This is a genomic window from Luteibacter yeojuensis (genome assembly GCF_000964085.1).
Lineage (GTDB): Bacteria > Pseudomonadota > Gammaproteobacteria > Xanthomonadales > Rhodanobacteraceae > Luteibacter > Luteibacter yeojuensis_A.
In genome coordinates this window covers 13,464-31,117 of the sequence record NZ_JZRB01000044.1, presented here as the reverse complement: position 1 = coordinate 31,117, position 17,654 = coordinate 13,464, and the positions used below count along the sequence as shown (strand labels likewise).

Sequence of the window (17,654 nt, the reverse complement as noted above, 5' to 3'; positions counted from 1 at the left end):
GTGGGCTCCTACCACGAGCGCCCTGTAGGAGCCCACACCCGTGGGCGATGCTCTCCCCACCATCAAACGGTAGGCACGCCCTGGTCCACCTGCGCGATCCGCGCCTCGAAATCCTTCGCCGGCACGGCACGCCCGAACAGGAACCCCTGCATCTGCGTACACCCGGCATGGCCAAGGAACGTCGCCTGCTCGACGCTCTCCACGCCTTCGGCCAGCACCAGCTTGTTCATCCCCTTGCCCATCGTGATGATGGCGCTGACGATGGCGGCGCTGTCGTTGTCCCAGGCCACGTCGCGGACGAACGCGCGGTCGATCTTCAGCGTATCGACGGGGAAGTGCTTCAGGTACGAGAGGCTGCAATAGCCCGTGCCGAAATCGTCGAGGCTGAGCGAGACGCCTTCGGCCTTGATCCGGTGCAGCAGGTCGGCGATGTGGTCGCCGCCTTCCATGACCGTGCGCTCGGTGACCTCGAGCTCGAGCAGGGTGGGGTGCAGGCCGGTTTCGGTCAGGATGCCGCGTAGCGATTCGAAGAAGCGCGTGTGCTGGAACTGCAGCGCGGAGACGTTCACCGACACCGAGATGGGCCGGTAGGCCTGCGCCCAGGCATGGGCCTGGCGGCACGCCTCGCGCAGCGCCCATTCGCCGATGGGCACGATCAGCCCGCAATCCTCCGCCACCGGGATGAACTGCTCGGGTGTGTACACATCCTCGCCATCCACCTGCCAGCGCAGCAGCGCTTCGGCACCGACGATGGTGCCGAGGTCCACATCCACCTTGGGCTGGTAGTGCAGGCTGAGTTCGTTGCGGGCCAGCGCTTTGCGCAGCTCCACTTCGATGCGCACGCGCGCGGTGTTGCGCTCGTTCATGCTCGCGTTGAAGAAGCGGTAGCCGTTGCGGCCCTGCATCTTCGCCTCGTACATGGCGGTATCGGCGTTGCGCAGCATGCCTTCGGCATCGTACGCGTCGTCGGGGTACAGGCTGATGCCGATGCTGAAGCTGATGGCCAGCGCGGCGGCTTCCAGGCCAATGGCCTCCTTGCACGCCTGCAGCACCTTCTCGGCCACTTCGGCCGCCTGCTCGCCGTCTTCCACGTGCGGCAGCAGCACCACGAACTCATCGCCGCCGAGGCGGCTGACGGTATCGTCCTGGCGCACCGCGCTGCGGATGCGGCGGCCCACTTCCTGCAGCAGCGCATCACCGGCGGCGTGGCCCATGGTGTCGTTGATCTGCTTGAAGTGGTCGATGTCGACGAACAGCAGCGCGCAGCGCTGCTTGCGCCGCGTGGCCACCGTGGTGGCGAATTCCATGCGCGATTGCAGCAGCGCGCGGTTGGGCAGGCCGGTGAGCGTGTCGTGGTGCGCCAGGTGCGCCATCTTCAGCGCCAGCGCGCGCGTTTCGCTCACGTCGTGGAACACCACCACGCCGCCGACCACGTTGCCGGCGTGGTCGTGGATGGGCGCGGCCGAATCCTCGATGGGGCTGTCGAAGCCGTTGCGGTGCACGAGGATCGCATCGGTGGTGAGGCCGATGATGACGTTCTTCTGCACCGCGGTGAGCAGCGGGTTGGCGATGGGCCGGCGCGTGAGTGGATCGCGCAGCTGGAACACATCGTCCATGGGCCGGCCCACGGCTTCGTGGCTGGCCCAGCCGGTCATGGCCTCGGCGATGGGGTTCAGCGAGGTGATGCGCATCTCGGGGTCGGTGGTGATCACCGCGTCGCCGATGGATTTAAGCGTGACCTCGGCCAGCTCGCGCTCGCGGAACAGGGCATCCTCGAACGCCTTGCGCTCGGTGATGTCCTGGATCTGCGAGACGAAGTACAGCGGCTCGGCGTTTTCGTCGCGCACCAGCGAGACGGTGAGCAGCGCATGCACCACGCGCCCGTCACGGTGCAGGTAGCGCTTTTCCATGTGGAACGATGCGCGCTCGCCCGATAGCACTTGCTGGGTGAGGCCCAGGTCGGTGGCGAGGTCGTCGGGGTGGGTGATCTCCTGGAAGCTGCGCGCGAGCAGCTCATCCTCGCTGTAGCCGAGCATGGTGCAGACCGCGTCGTTCACCTGCAGCCAGCGGCCATCGGGCAGCACCAGCGCCATGCCGATGGCGGCGTGGCGGAACGCCTGCGAGAAGCGGCGCTCGCTTTCCTTCAGCCGTGCCTCGAGCGCGCGGCGGTCGGAGATATCGGCGAGCACGACGAACGCGCCACGCACGTTGCCGTGGTCGTCGGTATCGGGCGTGACGCTGGCCTGCGCGAAGCGGTGGATGTCCTCGCGGCGCAGTTCGCGGTCGGCGATGCTGGGCGTGCCGGCGAACGCCGCGCGTAGCGCGGGCTCGATGCGCTGGAACACCTCGGCGGGTAGCAGCGCATCGACGGGCTGGCCTTCCACCGGCACCTGGCCCATGCCCATCCACGTGCGGTACGCCGGGCTGGCGTAGCGAAAGCACATGTCGGTGCCGATGTACGCCACCATCGCCGGCGCGCGTGCCATGAGGAACGCGGGCCAGTCGGCGGGGCTGAGCTCGTCGGGTGAAGCCGGGAAAGGCATGGTGCGACCGGAAGGGCGATAAGCCACTCTAATGCGTTGGCCAACCGCCGTATATGTGGGTTGGTGAACCGGCGTTTAGTGCACCGACGGCGCCGGCGCGGTCAGCCCGCCGTGCTCGTCGAGCAGCATGCGGCCCAGCGTGTGCACCGCCGGTTCGGTGCGGTAGCGGCTGGCCAGCGCCTCGAGCATCGGCGCCAGCGCGTTGGGCTCGAGCGGGAACCCATGGGCCAGCACGCGGGCCTTGCCGGGCGCGGGCTGCGCCACGGTCACCGCGGCCATGCCCAGGCCCGCGGCCTCGTGCGCATAAAGTTGCGGCGCGGGCAGCGCCGGGTCGGCCTCGGCCACCGCTTCGACCAGGTAGCCGGCCGACGAGGCCGCATCGCCCTCGAGGTGCAGCGGCACGTGGTGGGCGGCGAGCAGGGCGGCGTACTGGCGCAGCTCGAACAGGGTGCCGGCCAGCTCGTGGGCGGCGTTGCCGCGCTGGGTGCCTTCGCGGGCGAACCACCCGGCCACGCCCGGCACGCTGACGCGCCCCCCGGCGTAGTGCAGCGGCAGGCCGCGCGAGCCCAGGGCCGTCTCTTCCTTATAAGGGGTGAGCAGCGCGGCCTCGAGCATGGTCCACAGCGGCGCCAGGTTCACGTGCTCGTACTGCACGCAGGTGAGGGCCAGCAGGTCGTCGCGGGTAAGATAGCGGGCGTGCTCCAGGCGGATGCCCAGCGTGCGCATGAGGAAATCGGCGGTGCGCGGGCCGGCCTCGCCCTTGGCGGCCAGCTCGCGCTCCATGGCCTGGGCCAGGTCGTCGGCGCCCTCGGCCGGGGCCAGCAGCATCCACGGCACCAGGCGCATGGGGCCGCCCGCGTAGCGTGGATCGGGCACCAGCGGCTGGGCCGGCATGTGGCCCTCGTGGGTGCCGAAGGCCACCACGCCACCCTGCGTGGTGACGCGCGGGATGCGCCGGGCCAGCTCGTCCAGCGTGGCGAACACGGGGAAACCGGGGCGCAGCAGCTCCACGCCATCGAACAGCGCGCCGGCCACGGCGAAGCGCGAGGCCTCGACGCCGGGCAGCAGGTCGCGCAGGTCGTCGGCCATCAGGCCGGCCAGCGCCTGGGCCTCGTCGCGGGTGAGCTCGAGGCGCGCGGGCGCTTCGCCCGGGGCCAGTTCCAGCGCCAGGACGGCGGGGCAGGCGATCAGCGGCTCGGACACGGGGGTTTCCACAACGGCAAAGGAACACGATTCTATCATTGGGCGCCTTTCCCCTTTCGTTGGGCCGGGATGCGGGTTAGCCTTGCCGATACCCGGTTCGTCGGCGAACGTCGGCGTCCGCGATCCCTTTGGCTTCGATTTTCGGACAGTCCCCAAACAGCATGGAAAAGTCGCAAAAGCGCGTGGGTGTGGTCGGTGGCGTCCGCATTCCCTTCTGCCGCAATAACACGGCCTACGCTGACGTCGGCAACTTCGGCATGTCCGTGAAGGTGCTGGGCGCCCTGGTCGAGAAGTACGGCCTGCACGGGGTCGAGCTGGGCGAAGTGGCCATGGGGGCGGTCATCCGCCACTCCTCGGACTGGAACGTGGCCCGCGAGGCCGTGCTTTCCTCCGGCCTGGCCGCCACCACGCCGGGCATCACCACCGCCCGCGCCTGCGGCACCTCGCTCGATAACGCCATCATCATCGCCAACAAGATCGCGGCGGGGCAGATCGACGCCGGCATCGCCGGGGGTTCCGACACCACCAGCGACGTGCCCATCGTCTATGGGCAGAAGTTCCGCAAGCGCCTGCTGGCGGTGAACCGCGCCAAGACCCTGAAGGAGAAGCTGCAGGTCGCCACGCGCGGTTTCTCGTTCAAGGAGCTGAAGCCCTCGTTCCCCGGCGTGGCCGAGCCACGCACCGGCAAGTCCATGGGCGATCACTGCGAGCTCATGGCGAAGGAATGGCACATCGGCCGCGCCGAGCAGGATGAACTGGCCCTGGCCAGCCACCGCAAGCTGGGCGCCGCGTACGATGCCGGCTTCATGGACGACCTGGTGGTGCCGTTCCGCGGCCTCAAGCGCGATGGCTTCCTGCGCCCCGATTCCACCCTCGAGAAACTCGGCTCGCTGAAGCCGGCGTTCGACAAGACCTCGGGCCAGGGCACGCTCACCGCGGGTAATTCCACGGGCCTCTCCGACGGCGCGGCCGCCGTGCTGCTGGCCAGCGAGGCCTGGGCGGCCGAGCGCGGCCTGCCCATCCAGGCGTATTTCCTCGATGCCGAGGTCTCGGCCGTCGATTTCGTCCACGGCGAGGGCCTGCTCATGGCGCCCACCGTCGCCGTGCCGCGCATGCTCAAGCGCCACGGCCTCACGCTGCAGGATTTCGACTTCTACGAGATCCACGAGGCGTTCGCCGCGCAGGTGCTGTGCACGTTGCGTGCATGGGAAAGCGCGGACTATTGCCGCGACCGGCTGGGCCTCGACGCCCCGCTGGGCGCCATCGACCCGGCGAAACTCAACGTCAACGGTTCCAGTCTGGCGGCGGGGCACCCCTTCGCCGCGACCGGGGCACGCATCGTCGCCGCGCTGGCGAAGATGCTGGAGCAGAAGGGCTCGGGCCGCGGCCTTATTTCCATCTGCACCGCGGGCGGCATGGGTGTCACGGCGATCCTCGAACGCCCCTGAGCTTTTCGCAGCATGCTTGCACTACGCACCAGCACCTCGCTTAGCGCCTTCGGGCTGCTGATCGGCATCGCCGGCACCACGTGGCTCACCGCGCTCACCTACGAGCGCGCGCCAGCCACGCGCCGCCTGGCGGAAGTGTCGTTGCCCGGCACCGCACCCGCGCTGTTGGCCAAGACCATCGCCGACCACCCGCTGGGTGGCCACGCCGCGCCCGTGCCGCGGCCGGCGCCGGAGGCCACGCCCGTCGAGCGGCTGCGCACGCGCGCCGTAGTCGACCTCGCCGCGCGGCCCGTCGTGCGCCGCCCGGCCGTGGCGCAGCAGCAGGCGGCGCCCGCGCCGAACACGCAGCCGTTGGTGCCGGTGTACATGCCTTCGCCGCGTTACCCGATGGAAGCCCTGCGCGCGCATCGCGAGGGCCAGGTCATCCTTAGCGTCACCGTCACGCCCGAGGGCGATGTCACGAACGTGGCCGTGGGCCACACCAGTGGCGACGCGCTGCTCGACCAGGCGGCCGAAGAGGCCGTGCGCAGCTGGCGCTTCGCCGCGGCCGAGCGGCCGGCGCAATACACCGCCGACCTGCCCGTGCGGTTCGAACTCACCGATCCGCTGTAAGCCCTAGAGGATGCCCGATGACGCCGAGCCGAAGGCCGTGATCATCCGGGTGTAGATCAGCTTCAGCGACACATCCACTTCCGGGAAATCGCCCACGGGCTTGTAGCACTCGAAGAATTTCGGGTCGGTCCAGCGCATGGGGACGCAGCCCGGCTTGAGCTCGTAGCTGGTGGCGTAGCGGAACGGCCACAGGTCGAAGAACGGCAGGCGCTCGGAGACATCGCCGATGAACTCGTTCACTTCCGACAGCACGGGGATCGTCTTCTGCCGCGGCCCGATCACCCACGCGTTGCCGGGCTCGGTGTCCTGCATGATCGACCCACGCAGCCGGTCGGCGAAGCGCTTGTCGTAGATGATGACGCCCGATTCGGTGTTGTAGTGGTCCGAGCGCGGGTCGAAGTTGTGCGTGCCCACCATGGCGAACGTATCGTCGACCACGATCGACTTGGCATGCAGGCCGAAACGCACGCCCGCGGTGAGCAGGGGCGCGGGGCGGTGCCGCGCGCTGGGCCCGTAACGGCGCCCGGCCGAGAGGAAGCCCGAGGTTTCTGATGGCCCGGTATCCACCCCGGATACAGCGCTGCTGCGCGTGCCACGCCGGCTGCCACCGCCCGAGCCCACCACGCGGTTGACGGGTGGCGTGGCCACGTCGTGCGGCTGGCCCTCGAGCGCGTCGCGGTCGGCGTTCGAGGGGCGCGGCTTCAGCTCGTAGATCTCGAAGCCGTAATCGGTGAGGTAGCGCTTGCGGTGCTTGTACGACATGGCGTACACCGCGAACGCGTCGGTGGAGGCCAGCGAGTTGGTGGAGACGACGACGCGCGGCGGGTCGGGCTGCTTGTGCAGTGTGCTGAAGATCTTCTTCGCGGGGCGGCTCATGACGAGGTAGGGCGTTTGCAGCACCACCTCGCTTTTCGCGTTGCGCACCAGGCCCATGATGTGGCGGGTAAGCGCGCGGGATTCGCGGCGCTTGGGTTCGTCGGTCTTGCCGGGCAGGTCGCTGAGGTATTCCACGCGGTTGAGGCGCAGCGACGCCTGCAGCAAGCGCTCGTCGATCCAGGCCGGGTCGGCCGCATGGGTGAGCAGCTCGGCCACGCGCGCCGGGTTGTCGTAGGTGGGCGGCTTCCACTGCTTCAGGTCGTCGGTATCGGCCACCAGCTCGCGGTTCACGTCACGCAGGTGGGTGAGCGGCACCGCGCGCTTGTGCGCCCAGAACTGCGCGAAGCTGGCGCCCATGGCCCTGGCGGCCGGCCCGCCGATCATCACGTCGCGGTCGACGTAGTCGAACGCCGGGTCCCAGTCGAAATAGCGGTCCTCGTAGTTGCGGCCGCCGGTGATGCCGACGAGGTTATCCACCACGATCAGCTTGTTGTGCATGCGCTGGTTGAAGCGGAAGAAACAGCACACGATGCCCGCGGCGAACTCCAGCGGCGGTGTTTTCGCGCTGGCGAACGTGGGGTTGTAGAGGCGGATCTCCATGTGGTCGCTGGCGCGGGCCAGGCCGGCGAGCAGGCCCGGGTCGCGGAACGAGAACAGCTGGTCGGCCAGGATGCGCACGCGCACGCCGCGGCGGGCGGCGGCCACCAGCTCGTCCAGCACCAGCTTGCCAGCGTCGTCCTGTTCCCAGATGTAGGTCTGCACGTCGATGCTCTGGCGCGCGGCGCGGATAAGGTTGATGCGGGCGGCCAGGGCCGATTCGCCATCCTCGAGCAGCGTGGCCACGTGCACCGGCGTGCTGTCGGTGGAGGCGGCGTTGGCTTCCATGGCCGCGTCGATCAGCGCCGAGGGCGTGGCGCAGTGGTCGGCCTGGTCGCAGGTGCTTTGCCGGTCGACGGTGAGGGCCACCACCGCGTCGGCTTTCTGGATGCGGGCCGCCGAAAGCGAACAGCCGCCGGTAGCCAGCGAGGCGGCAAGGGTAAGGAGCAAGAGGAGGCGGCGCATGCCGCGCATTCTAGGTGACGCGGTGCAACGCCACGTGAGTCAGATCGCCTCGATGACGATGGCCAGGCCCAGGTTCACGCGATCGGACAGCGCGCCGCGGCGGCCGAGCATGCCGAAGTCGGTGCGGTCGATCATGCCCTGCAGCTGCAGGACGCAGCCGGCCATGGCCTCGGCACGGCAGCGGTTGCCCTGCAGCTTGAAAGTCACGGGCTGGGTGATGCCCCGGATGGTGAGGTCGCCGGCCACGTCGCCGCCCCGGGTGAGCACCGGTAGCGGGGTGGGTTTGGAGACGAAGTGGATGCGCGGGTGGTTTTCCGCATCGAAGAACTCCGGCGCCAGCACCCAGCGGCGCAGGCGCGCGGATTCCATCTCGATGCTCTCGGTGTCGATATCGGCCGTGACCACGGCGGTGCCGGCGGCCGTGTCGGTGGCCAGGTCGCCGCGGATGGCCTTGAAGCTGCCCGTCACCGTGGTGACCCACAGCAGGCGGACGCTGAACTCGGCCTTGGAGCGGACGGCATCGATGCGCAGGTCGGCAGCGCGCAGGGGCGCCGCCGACAGGAGCAATGCGATGGCCAGTAACAGGAGGCGCATCAAGTGGGCTCGACGAGGACGGCTAGTTGGGCGGCGACCAGAAGGTTTCCAGCTTGGCCGAGCCGGGCTGCAGGCTGCCGGCGAACGACAGGCGTGCCATGCCGGCGGGCGGCATGCCGCGGTAATCCTCGGAGCGGCCCTCGACGAGGAAGGCCACCAACTGCTCGATGCCGGGGTTGTGGCCGACGAGGACGACGCGCTCGGCATCGCCTTGCTTGTCGAGCAGGTCGTACAGGTCGCCTACCGTGGCGTCGTAGATGGCGTCCTCGTACACCGGTTCGACCTGGCCCAGGGCCAGCGCGGCGGTTTCGCGGGTGCGCTCGGATGGGGAACAGAGCACGCGGTCGTAGCCGACCTTGTGCTCGGCCAGCCACTGGCCGGCGGCGCGGGCTTCGCTGCGGCCGTGCTCGGTGAGTTTTCGCTCGCGGTCGTCCTTGCCTTCCTTGCCGCTGGCATCCGCCTCGGCATGGCGCAGCAGAATGAGTTCACGCATGGGTACCGTCCTCCGCTAAGGCCACCGGTAGGTGGCGGATACTGCTGTCGCGGTTGCCCTTACGCCTCAGGTGCTTCGCTTTATCCAGCGGAGCAGTTTCGCCCAGTCGTCCTGGTGGCCGCGCACGTTTTCCGAGTGATAGTCGAAGATGCCTTTACCGAGCGCCGTGAGCAAGACGTACGCTTGTGAATCGCGAAGTTCCGCCACCACGGGGAAGGGCGCCCGTTCGGCCAGCTCGGCCATGGCCTGCTGGCTGGCGTTCGTCCACGGCTTGAGGCGGTTGCCCACCAGGCCCACGGGCAGCTTGCCACGCTTCACCCGGCTGATGCCTTGTAGAACCTTGAGGAAATCCAGCGTCGCGTCCAGGTCGAACGTGGAGGGCAGCACCGGGACGAGGATGACATCGGCCTTGTCGAGGTAGGGCTCCATGTCCTTCTCGTCCACGCCGGCGGGCGTGTCGACGATGGCGCGCTGGGTATCGCCCGGGAGCCGGTCGAAGGCCTTGCGGCTGCCCTCGATGGCGGTCACGGCGGGCACGTTCTCGGGGCGGCGGCCGGCCCAGCGCAGGCTGGAGTGCTGCCGGTCGGCATCGATGATGGCCGTGTGCTTGCCGGCCTGCGCCCAGTGCGTGGCGAGCTGGGTCACCAGCGTCGTCTTGCCGCACCCACCCTTGCTGCTTGCCACCAGCGTCGTCAGCATCCGCGCGCACCTGCCGTTGGGAGGCACCTAGCCTACACAGGCCGCGTGAGGATCAAAACAGCTTCGTACGAACCTTCGGTAACAGCACCAGGATGAGGGTGGCGATGGGGCCGAGGATGAGCGAGAGGAGGAACCACACCAGGCCACTGCGGTTCTTGCCCTGGGCCAGGCCGGCGTTGATCAGCGTGAGGGTGCCCCAGCCGACGAAGAAGCCAGCACGCTCGCTGGCGAAAATGGCGAATTGATCCATTGTAAGCTCCTGTTCTTTCGCAGGATTGGTGCGTCGGTCATGCGGCCCTTGGTGGGCATGTTCCCCCCGCGCTGCCGGTGATGGTAACAATGTAGCCCGCGTGTGAAACCGGCGGCCCGCAGCTTCCGTTCATGCTTTGGCCGTATCCTTGTCGTTTTATTTCACGGAGATGTCGCATGCGGGGATGCCGCGTCGTGACCCTGGCGCTCGCCAGCCTGCTTTCCCTGCCCGCGCTTGCCGCCAATACATGGCCCGGCGCCCCGGCCGCCGCCCCCACCAAGGCCGAGCAGAAGGCGCAGAAGGACCAGACCAAGGCCTTGCTGCAGTTCCAGAAAGACCTGGCCAGTGTGCTGGCGCTGCGCACCGAGGCCGAACCGCTGCTCGGCGCCGCCCTGCTGGCGCGCCCGCTGGATAACCCGCCCGAGGTGCTCAGCTACCACGCGTTGCTCGAGCGCGCCTCGCGCAATGCCGACGCCGGCCCCCGCGTCACCTGGGTGCGCCTGGCCGATTGCGATGCCAAGGCGGGCAGCTGCCCCAATGCCGATGCCGTGGCCCAGCTCCAGCAGCAGGCCCCGGATAACGCCGCGGTGTGGCTGCTCAAGCTCGGCATCGACGACCACGCCAACGATGCCAACGCCGCCCGCGCCGACCTGGCCAAGGCGGCCAACGCCAAGACCTACGACGACTACCTCGGCGCCAGCATGAAGGCGCTGGCCAACTCAGTGAGCCAGTTGCCGCCGCCGCCCAACACCTTCAACGCCCTGCAGGGTGCCGGCGCCGCCGGCGTGCAGATGGTGATCGTGTTCGGCCTGGCCAGCGCGCAGCCCATGCCGGGCTTCCAGGCCACGGCCCGCTTCTGCGACGCCAACAAGGAAAACAAGGCCATCGTGGGCGATTGCCTGAAGCTGGCCAAGGTGCTCGAGTGGGGCAGCAGCCCACTGGGCCGCTCGCTGGGCCTGCACCTGCGCGAAACCCTCTCGCCGGAGACGGCCGACCAGCAATCGGCCAAGACGGCCCGCCTCAACCTCATCTGGCAGATGCAGCGCTTCGCGCAGCTCAACGTGCAGGCGCAGGGCGACAAGGCCACGGCGCAGAAGCTGCTGGCGCTGGCCCGCAGCGGCGGCACGGAGATGAGCGTGGTGCTGGCGGCGCTGCGCGCCTACGGCATGCCGGCTGAGGCGCCGGCCGGGTGGGAACCCGCCCACGTCGAAAGCAGCAAATAAAAAAGGGCGCCCCAGGGCGCCCTTTTTTTCTTGCTCGTTGTAGGAGCCCACCCTGTGGGCGACAGCTCCTCGCGAAGAGCTGTCGCCCACGGGTGTGGGCTCCTACAACAGCCTCTCTTATTCGCCCAGCGCCTCGCGCATGAACTCCGGCTGGGCCAGCGCGCCCTTGTGGATATCGGCGTTGTAGTACTTCGTGGGGAAGCCCTTGCTGATGGCGCCGCGCTCGCGGAAGCCCGACAGGTCGCCGTCCTTGCGCGCCATGGTGCAGCTCCACCAGCCGGTGGGGTAGCACGGCTGCGGGAACGGCAGGGTGCGGACGGCCTTGAAGCCGGCGGTGCGCATGGCCGAGCGCATCGACTTGATCAGCTCGATGTGGGCGATGGGCGATTCCGACTGCTGCACCAGGATGCCGCCGTGGCGCAGGGCCTTGAAGCAGCTGGCGTAGAACGCGGCGTTGAACAGGCCTTCGGCCGGGCCCACCGGGTCGGTCGAGTCGACGATGATGAGGTCGATCGATTCCGGCTCGGCTTCGGCCATGTACTTGATGCCGTCGATGAACAGCAGCTCGGCGCGCGGGTCGTTGTTCGAATCGCACAGTTCCGGGAAGTATTCCTCGGCGAGGCGGGTGACGCGCTCGTCGATCTCCACCTGGGTGGCCTTCTCCACTTCCTCGTGCTTGAGCACCTCGCGCAGCGTGCCGCAATCGCCGCCGCCGATGATGACGACGCGCTTGGCGCGGGCGTGGGTGAACAGCGCCGGGTGGGTCATCATCTCGTGGTAGAGGAAGTTGTCGCGGCTGGTGAGCATGACGCAGCCGTCGATCACCATGAGGTTGCCCCAATCGGTGGTCTGGTAGACCTCGATGGTCTGGAACGGGGTCTTCTCCGCGTGCAGGAGGCGCTCGACGCGGTAACCGATGGAGGAGCCCGAAGCCTGGTGGGCCTCGGTAAACCAGCTGAGCTGCTGCTGCGACATGCGCTTGATCCTGGAAACGGGTAGGGGCGAAAAAGGGGGATTGTACCGGCTCCGGGCAAAAATCGGCCAAACGGGGCGATACACGGATGTCATGGCCGCCCGCTACAATAGAAGGTCAGCCGCCGTCCGTCTTGGATGGCTGGCCCGCCTGGTCGGCCCCGCGGCGTGCGAGGCTCCCGGCCGCCCAGGCCCGTTCCACGTCAAAGTTCGCCGCTGCGACTGTTCCATCACCTGGAGAAAGCCCACCCATGGCGAACTGGACCATCGATCGCGCCAAGCTCACCTATGCGATCCCCCACTGGAGCAACGGCTACGTCGACGTGGCCGGCAATGGCCACCTGCTGATGCGCCCGCGCGGCGACGAGGGCCCGGCCCTCGACCTGGCCGATATCGTGAACAAGGCCACGGCGGAGGGCCTACGCCTGCCGCTGCTCGTCCGCTTCCCCGATATCCTGGCCGACCGCCTGCGCCGCCTGCGCGAGGCCTTCGCCAAGGCCATCGGCGATGCCGCGTACGGCGGCAGCTACACGGCCATCTACCCCATCAAGGTGAACCAGCAGCGCGGCGTCGTCAGCGAGCTGGTGGCGGCGGGTGACGAGGGCTTCGGCCTCGAGGCCGGCTCCAAGCCCGAGCTCATGGCGGTGCTCGCCTACGCCCGCCCCGGCAGCATGGTGGTGTGCAACGGCTACAAGGATCGCGAATACGTCCGCCTGGCCCTCATCGGCCTGAAGCTGGGCCTGCGCGTGCACATCGTGGTCGAGAAACTCTCCGAACTCGACCACGTGCTGGCCGAGGCCAGGGCGCTCGACGTCGAGCCGCTGCTGGGCGTCCGCGTGCGCCTGGCCTCCATCGGCGCCGGCAAGTGGCAGAACACCGGCGGCGACAAGGGCAAGTTCGGGCTCAGCCCGGGCCAGGTGCTCGAGCTCATCGAGCGCCTCGACGCCGCGGGCCTGAAGCACACCCTGCGCCTGCAGCACTTCCACATGGGCTCGCAGATCTCCAACGTGCGCGACATCGCCGCGGGCATGCGCGAGGCGGTGCGCTACTTCGTCGAGCTGCACCAGCTGGGCGTGCCCATCGATGTCGTCGATGTCGGCGGCGGCCTGGGCGTGGATTACGAAGGCACCCGCTCGCGCAGCTTCAATTCCATCAACTACAGCATGGGCCAGTACGCGGCCAGCATCGTGCAGCCGCTGGCCGAGGCCGTGGCCGAGTACGGCATGCCCGCGCCCACCATCTTCACCGAATCGGGCCGTGCCATGACCGCGCACCACGCCGTGATGGTGGTGAACGTCAGCGAAGTGGAAGAGGTGCCCACGGGCGCCATCAACGCCCCGCGCGCCGACGAGCCGGCCGTGCTGCGCCACCTGCGCGAGACGCACGCGGAACTGGACGAGCGCCCGCCGCTTGAACTCTTCCACGAGGCGCAGCACCACTTCGCCGAGGGCCAGGCACTGTACGCGCTGGGCCAGCTCGGCCTGCGCGACCGCGCCACGCTCGACGACCTGTTCTACGCCATCGCCAACGCCGTGCGCCCGCGCCTGCTGCCGGCGGAGCGCGCGCACCGCCAGGCGCTCGACGACCTCGACGAGAAGCTGGTCGACAAGTACTTCGTCAACTTCTCGGTGTTCGAATCGGTGCCGGATATCTGGGCCATCGACCAGATCTTCCCCATCGTGCCCGTCTCGCGGCTCGATGAAGAACCCACGCGCCGTGGCGTCATCGCCGACCTCACCTGCGATTCCGACGGCCGCATCGACCACTACGTGGATGCCGAAGGCGTCGATGTCAGCCTGCCGCTGCACTCGCTGAAAGAAGGCGAGTCGTACCGCCTCGGCATCTTCATGGTGGGCGCGTACCAGGAGACCCTGGGCGATATCCACAACCTGTTCGGCGATACCGATGCCGTGAACGTCCGCGCCACGCCGGGCGGCTACGAGTTCGCGCACATCCGCCGCGGCGACACCACCGACCTCATGCTCGATTACGTGGGCTACGACGTGAAGGCCCTGCGCCAGACGTACGCCGACCGCATCGCGGCGGCGGGCATCCAGGGCGCGGTGGCCGACGAACTCGCCGCCACGCTCGACAAGGGCCTCACCGGCTACACCTACCTGGCGGAGACCACGCGATGACCTTGAAGGCAGCCTTCATCGGCCTTGGCGCCATGGGCGCGCCCATGGCCGGCCACCTCCACGCGAAGGGCCTGCTGGCCGCCGTGGGCAACCGCACGCAGGCCCGCGCCGATGCACTGGCGGATGAACTGGGCGTGCAGGCGCCCCATCTCGCCGGCATCGCCTCGGCGTGCGACATCATCGCGCTGTGCGTCAGTGCCGATGCCGATGTCATCGGCGTCGTCGAGGCACTGGCACCCACCCTGAAGAAGGGCGCGGTGGTGGTCGACCACTCCACCGTTTCGCCTGATACGGCGAAGAAGGCGGCACGCATCATCGGCGATGCCGGCGGCGCGTTCCTCGACGCACCGGTCTCCGGCGGCGTCGAAGGCGCGAAGAACGGCAAGCTTTCGGTCATGGTGGGCGGCGAAGCCAGCGTGCTGGAAACCGCGCGCCCCGTGCTCGAAGCCTACGCGGCGCGCGTCACCCACATGGGCCCGGTCGGCAGCGGCCAGGCCACCAAGGCGGTGAACCAGGTGCTGGTGGCCGGCATCGCGCAGGCGGTGACCGAGGGCCTGGCGCTGGGCGAGGCCCTGGGCCTGGATGCCGACCGCCTCATCCCCACGCTGGGCGCGGGCGCGGCGGGCAACTGGTTCCTCGAGAAACGTGGCGCCACCATGCTGCGCAATGAGTTCTCGGTGGGCTTCAAGCTGGCGCTGCTGCACAAGGATCTGGGCATCGTCCGCGGCATCGCGGCCGACGCCGGCACCGACCGCACCATCATCGAGCAATCGCTGGCGGATTTCGCGCAGCTGATGTCCGAGGGCTACGGCGACGACGACATCTCCGGCCTGATACGCCTTAAGCGCAAGAGCTAAAAAAAACCCGCCAACCGGCGGGTTTTTTTTCTTGCTCCCTGTGGGAGCGCGCTTGCGCGCGATGGCCCTTGCGAAAGAGCATCGCGCGCAAGCGCGCTCCTACATGTCAGGAGCCTTCCTTCAGCGCGATGGCGTTGATGCCCGCCGACTGCAGGCGTTGCTTGGTGCCCTCGAGCTCGGTGGCCGACTTGAACGGCCCCAGGCGCACGCGGTTATACGTCTGCGCACCCACCTTCACCGACTGCACGTTGGCGATGAAGCCCTGCAGCGCCAGCTTGGCCTTGAGTGCCTCGGCATCGGCGGCGCTGGGGAACGCGCCCACCTGGAGCAGGTAGCCACCGCCACCAGCCGCCGCGGGTGCCTGTGCCGGTGCCGCCGTGACCGTCTGCGTGCTGGCCTTGGGCAGGTTGTTGGCATTGGCGGCGGCCTGCTGCTGCGCCTGTTGCTGCTGGGCGGCCGCGGCCTGCGCCTGCTGCGCCGCCTGGGCCTGCTGCTGCGCCGCCGACGGCTGCTGGCCCTGCGCCTCGGCCTTGGCCTGGGCGTGGATCTCGGCGTCGGGGATGCGCACTTCCTTCTCGGAAAGCACCGAATAGAAATCGTAGGAGGGCTTGCGAGGCTTATCGCTTTTCTCGGGCTCGGCCTGGTCGGCCACGCCCGGCTCGCTGCCCTTCTGCGCGGTGGCCTGCGGGTTGGGCTCGGGCCCTTCCTTCTTCATGGGCATGAAGCTGCCCTTCATGGCGAAAGCCATGAGCAGGGCGCCGGCAAGGATGCCGATGAGCGCCCAGCCCCAGCCCGGCATGCCGCCGGAGCTGTTGCGGACGGCCTGGCGGCCTTTGCCCTTCTTGCGTGTCGCCATTACATGCTCTCCGGGGCGCTGATGCCCAGCAGGTCGAGGCCGTTGCGAAGGACCTGCTGCGTCGCGGCCACCAGCGTGAGGCGGGCGTCGCGCAGGTCTGCGTCGTCAACGATCCACTTGTGCTCGTGATAGTAACTGTGGAGCGCGCCCGCGAGTTCGCGCAGGTATTGGGCGATCAGGTGCGGTTCCAGATTGGCGGCGGCGGCTTCCACCACCTCGGGGTAGCGCGAGAGCTCGACCATGAGCGCCTGCTCGTGCACGGTATCGAGCGTGGCGAGCCTGGCGATGCCGTTGGCCCGCGACGTGGCCAGGCCACGATCGGCCAGCTCGCGGAACACGCGGCAGGCGCGCGCATGCGCGTACTGGATGTAGTACACCGGGTTGTCGTTGCTCTGCGAGCGCGCCAGGTCGATATCGAACACCAGCTGCGAATCGGCCTTGCGGGCGATGAGGAAGTAGCGCGTGGCGTCGCGGCCGGCTTCGTCGATCAAATCGCGCAGGGTGACGTACGAGCCGGCACGCTTGGAGATCTTCACCTCCTCGCCGCCCTTCATCACCGTGACCATCTGGTGCAGCACGTATTCCGGCCAGTTCTTCGGGATGCCGGCGTCAAGCGCCTGCAGGCCGGCCTTCACGCGGGCCAGCGAGCCGTGGTGGTCGCTGCCCAGCTCGGTGATGGCGCGCTCGTAGCCGCGCTGCCACTTGGTGCGGTGGTAGGCCACGTCGGGCAGGAAGTAGGTGTAGGTGCCGTCGGATTTGCGCATGACGCGATCCTTGTCGTCACCGAAATCGGTGGAGCGTAGCCACAGCGCGCCGCCTTCCTCGTAGGTGTGGCCGTGGGCCTCGAGCTCGCGCACGGTTTCTTCCACCTTGCCTTCGGCATATAGCGAGGATTCGAGGTAGTAGACATCGAAGCCGACCCCGAACGCCTTCAGGTCGAGATCCTGCTCGTGGCGCAGGTAGGCCACGGCGAAACGGCGCACGTCGTCGAGGTTGTCGGCATCGCCCGTGGCGGTGACCACCTCGCCATCGGCCTCGACCGATTCCTTCGCCAGGAACGCGCGGGCCACGTCGGCGATGTAATCGCCGCGGTAGCCGGATTCCGGCCAGCCGGCGTCGTCGGGGCCGATGCCCCGGGCGCGGCACTGCGTGGAGAGGGCGAGGTTGGCGATCTGGACGCCCGCGTCGTTGTAGTAGAACTCGCGGAACACCTTGTAGCCGCTGGCGGCCAGCAGGCGGCCGATGCTGTCGCCGATGGCGGCCGCGCGGCCGTGGCCCACGTGCAGCGGGCCGGTGGGGTTCGCCGAGACGTACTCGACGCCCGCCGTGCGGCCGCCGCCATCGCGGTTGTGGCCGTAGCGGTCGGTCTCGGCCAGGGCGCGCTGGATCTCGGCGTGGAACGCCGCCGGGGCCAGGAAGAAGTTGATGAAGCCCGGGCCGGCGATCTCCACCTTGCCCACCAGGGGCGAGGCGGGCAGGGCGCCGACGAGCTCGCTGGCGATGTCGCGCGGCTTACGGCCAGCGGCCTTGGCCATCATCATGGCGGCGTTGGTGGCGAAATCGCCGTGCTCGCGGCTGCGCGTGCGCTCGATGACGAACTCGGGGGCCACGAAATCGGACGGCAGGGTGCCGGCCTCGCGCAGCGCGCCGATGGCCTGGAGGACGAGGTGTTTGAGCTCTTGTTTCACGGGCTTCGCGACGCGGAGATGGAACCGGCAATCCTAGCAGAAAGGGGCTGCGGGCCTGCCGCGCCGGGGCCGCCCGGGTTCTGCACAGGCCTGTGGATAACTCTGTGGGCAAGACGGGCCGCAGCGGCGACGGCCGTGTG

At 68.7% G+C, this 17,654-nt stretch carries 15 protein-coding genes; 5 read left to right on the top strand and 10 right to left on the bottom strand.

Annotation, left to right across the window (positions count from 1 at the left end):
* Positions 1-62 precede the first annotated feature (62 nt).
* The gene (locus tag VI08_RS16830; RefSeq protein WP_045830783.1) at positions 63-2,543 is read right to left on the bottom strand and encodes a sensor domain-containing protein; all 2,481 of its coding nucleotides are present in this window, start codon (positions 2,541-2,543) and stop codon (positions 63-65) included.
* A gap of 75 nt (positions 2,544-2,618) precedes the next feature.
* Entirely contained in the window at positions 2,619-3,746 is a 1,128-nt protein-coding gene (locus VI08_RS16825; protein ID WP_232309580.1) for a hypothetical protein, read from the bottom strand.
* 161 nt (positions 3,747-3,907) lie between these two features.
* Here VI08_RS16825 and VI08_RS16820 point away from each other — a divergent pair, with 161 nt between their 5' ends.
* Both VI08_RS16820 and VI08_RS21050 read left to right on the top strand, forming a co-directional pair.
* A complete protein-coding gene (locus VI08_RS16820; protein WP_045830781.1) occupies positions 3,908-5,194 on the top strand; it encodes an acetyl-CoA C-acetyltransferase in 1,287 nt (428 codons plus the stop codon).
* Between the two features lie 12 nt (positions 5,195-5,206).
* Positions 5,207-5,806 carry an energy transducer TonB gene (locus VI08_RS21050; RefSeq protein WP_052698029.1) on the top strand — a complete coding sequence of 200 codons (600 nt, stop codon included), beginning with the start codon at positions 5,207-5,209 and terminating at the stop codon, positions 5,804-5,806.
* Between the two features lie 3 nt (positions 5,807-5,809).
* On the opposite strand, the gene VI08_RS16810 is transcribed toward VI08_RS21050, so the two are convergent.
* From VI08_RS16810 to VI08_RS16790, 5 genes are all read right to left on the bottom strand, one after another.
* The gene (locus tag VI08_RS16810) at positions 5,810-7,744 is read right to left on the bottom strand and encodes a phospholipase D family protein (protein ID WP_332308658.1); all 1,935 of its coding nucleotides are present in this window, start codon (positions 7,742-7,744) and stop codon (positions 5,810-5,812) included.
* Between the two features lie 39 nt (positions 7,745-7,783).
* On the bottom strand, positions 7,784-8,338 hold the full coding sequence (locus VI08_RS16805) for a YceI family protein (RefSeq protein WP_045830779.1): 555 nt from the start codon (positions 8,336-8,338) through the stop codon (positions 7,784-7,786).
* A 22-nt stretch (positions 8,339-8,360) separates the two neighbouring features.
* Positions 8,361-8,831, bottom strand: a complete 471-nt coding sequence (locus tag VI08_RS16800; protein WP_045830778.1) for a SixA phosphatase family protein — start codon at positions 8,829-8,831, stop codon at positions 8,361-8,363.
* A gap of 66 nt (positions 8,832-8,897) precedes the next feature.
* Entirely contained in the window at positions 8,898-9,530 is a 633-nt protein-coding gene (locus tag VI08_RS16795) for a ParA family protein (RefSeq protein ID WP_045830777.1), read from the bottom strand.
* Between the two features lie 52 nt (positions 9,531-9,582).
* Complete coding sequence (locus tag VI08_RS16790; protein ID WP_045830776.1) at positions 9,583-9,780, bottom strand: hypothetical protein; 198 nt, start codon at positions 9,778-9,780, stop codon at positions 9,583-9,585.
* A 176-nt stretch (positions 9,781-9,956) separates the two neighbouring features.
* Here VI08_RS16790 and VI08_RS16785 point away from each other — a divergent pair, with 176 nt between their 5' ends.
* On the top strand, positions 9,957-11,003 hold the full coding sequence (locus VI08_RS16785) for a hypothetical protein (RefSeq protein ID WP_045830775.1): 1,047 nt from the start codon (positions 9,957-9,959) through the stop codon (positions 11,001-11,003).
* A gap of 117 nt (positions 11,004-11,120) precedes the next feature.
* On the opposite strand, the gene speE is transcribed toward VI08_RS16785, so the two are convergent.
* Entirely contained in the window at positions 11,121-11,978 is an 858-nt protein-coding gene (gene speE, locus VI08_RS16780) for a polyamine aminopropyltransferase (RefSeq protein WP_045830774.1), read from the bottom strand.
* 248 nt (positions 11,979-12,226) lie between these two features.
* On the opposite strand from speE, the gene speA reads away from it, so the two are divergent.
* Complete coding sequence (gene speA / locus VI08_RS16775; RefSeq protein ID WP_045830773.1) at positions 12,227-14,113, top strand: biosynthetic arginine decarboxylase; 1,887 nt, start codon at positions 12,227-12,229, stop codon at positions 14,111-14,113.
* Positions 14,110-14,970: an NAD(P)-dependent oxidoreductase gene (locus VI08_RS16770; RefSeq protein ID WP_084621586.1), complete on the top strand. Its 861-nt coding sequence runs from the start codon at positions 14,110-14,112 to the stop codon at positions 14,968-14,970. The genes speA and VI08_RS16770 overlap by 4 nt, the downstream gene beginning before the upstream one ends.
* A 106-nt stretch (positions 14,971-15,076) precedes the next feature.
* Here VI08_RS16770 and VI08_RS16765 read toward each other — a convergent pair whose 3' ends face one another.
* Entirely contained in the window at positions 15,077-15,826 is a 750-nt protein-coding gene (locus VI08_RS16765) for an SPOR domain-containing protein (protein WP_045830772.1), read from the bottom strand.
* The gene (gene argS, locus VI08_RS16760; protein ID WP_045830771.1) at positions 15,826-17,514 is read right to left on the bottom strand and encodes an arginine--tRNA ligase; all 1,689 of its coding nucleotides are present in this window, start codon (positions 17,512-17,514) and stop codon (positions 15,826-15,828) included. The genes VI08_RS16765 and argS overlap by 1 nt, the downstream gene beginning before the upstream one ends.
* Positions 17,515-17,654: the final 140 nt, after the last annotated feature.

Bases quoted from the DNA above. Each gene is read 5' to 3' on its own strand.
- VI08_RS16785 (WP_045830775.1), top strand. From the start codon at position 9,957: ATGCGGGGATGCCGCGTCGTGACCCTGGCGCTCGCCAGCCTGCTTTCC.
- speE (WP_045830774.1), bottom strand. From the start codon at position 11,978: ATGTCGCAGCAGCAGCTCAGCTGGTTTACCGAGGCCCACCAGGCTTCG.
- VI08_RS16770 (WP_084621586.1), top strand. From the start codon at position 14,110: ATGACCTTGAAGGCAGCCTTCATCGGCCTTGGCGCCATGGGCGCGCCC.
- VI08_RS16805 (WP_045830779.1), bottom strand. From the start codon at position 8,338: ATGCGCCTCCTGTTACTGGCCATCGCATTGCTCCTGTCGGCGGCGCCC.
- VI08_RS16820 (WP_045830781.1), top strand. From the start codon at position 3,908: ATGGAAAAGTCGCAAAAGCGCGTGGGTGTGGTCGGTGGCGTCCGCATT.
- VI08_RS21050 (WP_052698029.1), top strand. From the start codon at position 5,207: ATGCTTGCACTACGCACCAGCACCTCGCTTAGCGCCTTCGGGCTGCTG.
- VI08_RS16810 (WP_332308658.1), bottom strand. From the start codon at position 7,744: ATGCGCCGCCTCCTCTTGCTCCTTACCCTTGCCGCCTCGCTGGCTACC.
- VI08_RS16765 (WP_045830772.1), bottom strand. From the start codon at position 15,826: ATGGCGACACGCAAGAAGGGCAAAGGCCGCCAGGCCGTCCGCAACAGC.
- VI08_RS16830 (WP_045830783.1), bottom strand. From the start codon at position 2,543: ATGCCTTTCCCGGCTTCACCCGACGAGCTCAGCCCCGCCGACTGGCCC.
- VI08_RS16790 (WP_045830776.1), bottom strand. From the start codon at position 9,780: ATGGATCAATTCGCCATTTTCGCCAGCGAGCGTGCTGGCTTCTTCGTC.
- VI08_RS16795 (WP_045830777.1), bottom strand. From the start codon at position 9,530: ATGCTGACGACGCTGGTGGCAAGCAGCAAGGGTGGGTGCGGCAAGACG.
- speA (WP_045830773.1), top strand. From the start codon at position 12,227: ATGGCGAACTGGACCATCGATCGCGCCAAGCTCACCTATGCGATCCCC.
- VI08_RS16800 (WP_045830778.1), bottom strand. From the start codon at position 8,831: ATGCGTGAACTCATTCTGCTGCGCCATGCCGAGGCGGATGCCAGCGGC.